Raw genomic sequence first — 3,338 nt, forward strand, 5'->3', positions numbered from 1 at the left:
CCCCGAGGTCTGCTCCTGGCTCGCCGCCGTGATCTCGCCCATGATGTCCGTCACGCGCTTGACGCTGTCCACGATCTCTTCCATCGTCCGGCCCGCTTGCGCCACCTGCTTGCTGCCTTCCTCGACCTTGTCCACCGAGTCCCCGATCAGCGTCTTGATCTCCTTGGCCGCCGCCGCMGAGCGCTGCGCCAGGCTGCGCACTTCCGACGCCACCACCGCGAAGCCCCGGCCCTGCTCGCCGGCGCGCGCSGCTTCCACCGCCGCGTTCAGCGCCAGGATGTTGGTCTGGAAGGCGATGCCGTCGATGACGCCGATGATGTCSACGATCTTGCGCGAGGAGGCGTTGATCGAGCCCATGGTGTCCACCACCTGGCYCACCACGCTGCCGCCGCGCACCGCCACCTCGGAGGCCGAGACCGCCAGCTGGTTCGCCTGCCGCGCGTTGTCGGCGTTCTGCTTCACCGTGCTCGTGAGCTCTTCCATCGAGGCCGCGGTCTCTTCCAGCGAGCTGGCCTGCTCCTCGGTGCGCGACGACAGGTCCTGGTTGCCCGTGGCGATCTGGCTCGACGCCGTCGCGATCGTGTCGGTGCCGCTGCGCACTTCGCCCACGATCTTCACCAGGCTGTGGTTCATCTCCTTCAGGGCTTGCATCAGTCGCCCGGTCTCGTCCTTCGAATGGACTTCGATGCGCGAGCTGATGTCACCGGCGGCCACGGTCTCGGCGATCTTGACCGCCTCGCCGATCGGCCGGGTGATCGAACGCGTGATGAACCACGCGATGGCCGCTCCCATCAGGATGGCGAAGACGCCCAGCCCGAGCATGAGCTTGCGCGCCTGACCGTAGTCGGCCGCCGCTTCGTCCTTTGCCTCTTCGGAAAGCCGGTTCTCGTGGGCCGCCATCTCGTCCAAAGCCGCCAGCGTGGCGCGCACGGCGGGGTCGAACTTCTTCATCACCAGTTCAGTCGCCTCGTCGTTCTTGTTCTGGAGCGCGAGTTCGAGCAGCTTTTCGTTCAGCGGCGCCGCGACCGCCAACGCCTGCTCGACCTTGGACAGACGGCTCTTGCCCTCCTCCGAGACGACCAGCTTGCCCAGCGCGGTCCTGGCCACGGTGTAGTTCTCGCGCGCCGCCGCCACCTTCTTCATCTGTTCGCGCATCGAGGCTTCGTCGGTCAGCAGCACCAGCTGGGTTCCGTAGCCCGCGATGTCGCGGATCGAATCCAGCATGGTGTTGACCGTCGCGACCTTGACGTTGTTGATCGTGACGATGCCGTCGAGTCGTTGCTGGATGGCAGCGAGCGAGTTCAAGCCCAGGCCCAGCAGCAGAGCCAGCAGAAGCAGCACGGCGGCGAATCCGGCCGACAGGCGGGTCCCGATTTTGAGGTTTGAAAGCGTGTTCATGGCGTACGAGAAAATGAAATGGCCTGGAGCGGATGTCAGTAGGAAGCGGCGGCGGACACCGGACGGGACTCGTCCTCGAGCTTGAAGGTGTTCACGATCTGGGACAGGCTGCCCGCCTGTTCCTGCAGGGACTGCGCCGCCGCCGAGGCTTCCTCGACCAGCGCCGCGTTCTGCTGCGTCACCTGGTCCATCTGCGTGACCGCCTGGTTGATCTGCTCGATCCCCGAGGTCTGCTCCTGGCTCGCCGCCGTGATCTCGCCCATGATGTCCGTCACGCGCTTCACGCTGCCGACGATCTCTTCCATGGTCTTGCCCGCTTCGGCCACCAGCGCGCTGCCCGCGCCGACCTTGCCCACCGAGTCGTCGATCAGGCCCTTGATCTCCTTGGCCGCGGCCGCCGAGCGCTGCGCGAGGCTGCGCACCTCGGCCGCCACGACCGCGAAGCCCCGGCCCTGCTCGCCGGCCCGCGCGGCTTCCACCGCCGCGTTCAACGCCAGGATGTTGGTCTGGAAGGCGATGCCGTCGATGACCCCAATGATGTCGACGATCTTCCTGGAAGAGGCATTGATGGACGCCATGGTGTCCACCACCTGGCTCACCACTTCGCCGCCCTTGACCGCCACTTCGGAGGCCGAGGCCGCCAGCTGGTTGGCCTGGCGCGCGTTGTCGGCGTTCTGCTTCACGGTCGAGGTCAACTCTTCCATCGACGCCGCGGTCTGTTCCAGCGAACTGGCCTGCTCCTCGGTGCGCGACGACAGGTCCTGGTTGCCCGCCGCGATCTCCTGGGAGGCGACCACGATCGAGTCGGTCGAGGTCTTGATGCGCGTCACGAGGTCGGTCAAGGTGTCTTCCATCTCGCCCATGCCGCGCAGCAGCCGGCCGAAATCGCCGCCGCGATCGGTCTCGAATTCCTTGCTCAGGTCGCCGGCGGCCACGGTGTCGGCGATCAGCAGCGCCTCGTCGATCGGCTGCACGATGCTGCGCGTCAGCAGCCACGCCAGCAGCGAGCCCAGCGCCAGCGCGACCGCGGCAAGCGCGATCAGGTGGAGGCGGCCTGCGCGATAGAGCGCATCGATCTCGGCCGCCGACTTGTCGATCTGCTCTTCTTCATGCGCCAGGATGCTGCGGATGCTGGCGTCGTAGCTGTCGAGCGTGGGCACCAGCTTGTCCCTGGCGATGCCCATCGCCTCCTCCTGCTTGCCGTCGGCCTTGAGCTTCAGGAGCATGCTCCGCAGCTCGATGTACTCGGCGCGCTTCTTCTTGATGTCTGCCGACAGCGCCATTTCTTCCGGCGAGCTCAGCAGCTCTTCGAGCTTCTTCTGGGTCTCGGAGATCGTGCTGCTGGTCTTGGCCATGCCCTTCTGCAGGTACTCCTGGACCTCGGGGTCGCCGGACTTCAGCAGCGAATAGGTGCGCACGCTGTTGGTGCTGGTGCCGAGCAGCCAGCTCGCGGCCAGCCGCTCCTTCGCCAGCGAGCGCTTCGCCATGTCGTGGGTGGCATCGCCCACCGCCTGCAGGCGCAGCACGCCGATGCACGCGATCGCGGCCACCAGGGCCAGGATCAAGGCGAACCCGGCACCCAGGCGGGTGCCGATCTTCCATTCTTTCATTCCATGCTCCGATCGATTCGTTGGTTGTCTCTCATGCTTCTGGCCGCTGCCGGCTTCAGGCGGCCAGCTTCTCGATCAGGCCCATGTCGTCGCTCGACATGAGCCGGTCGATGTCCACCAGGATCAGCATCCGCTCGTCCAGCGTCCCCAGCCCGATCAGGTAGTCCGTGTCCAGCACCGACCCCATCGCCGGCGCCGGCTTGATCTGCTCCGGCGACAGCGTGATCACGTCCGACACGCTGTCCACCACCATCCCCACCACCCGCCCTCCGATGTTCAGCACGATCACCACCGTGAACTGGTCGTAGCTCGGCGTCCCCAGCGCGAACT

Annotated in this window: 3 protein-coding genes; all 3 read right to left on the reverse strand. The window is 66.3% G+C overall.

Annotation, left to right across the window (positions count from 1 at the left end; genetic code table 11):
- A partial coding sequence (locus AC1DYK_RS35195) for a methyl-accepting chemotaxis protein (protein ID WP_478170493.1) occupies positions 1 to 1,398 on the reverse strand: 1,398 nt, incomplete at its 3' end.
- A 35-nt stretch (positions 1,399 to 1,433) separates the two neighbouring features.
- Entirely contained in the window at positions 1,434 to 3,008 is a 1,575-nt protein-coding gene (locus AC1DYK_RS35200; RefSeq protein ID WP_478170494.1) for a methyl-accepting chemotaxis protein, read from the reverse strand.
- A 55-nt stretch (positions 3,009 to 3,063) separates the two neighbouring features.
- On the reverse strand, positions 3,064 to 3,338 hold a 275-nt coding region (locus AC1DYK_RS35205), incomplete at its 5' end, for a chemotaxis protein CheW (protein ID WP_478170495.1).

The organism is Variovorax sp. P2_H12, from assembly GCF_056403395.1.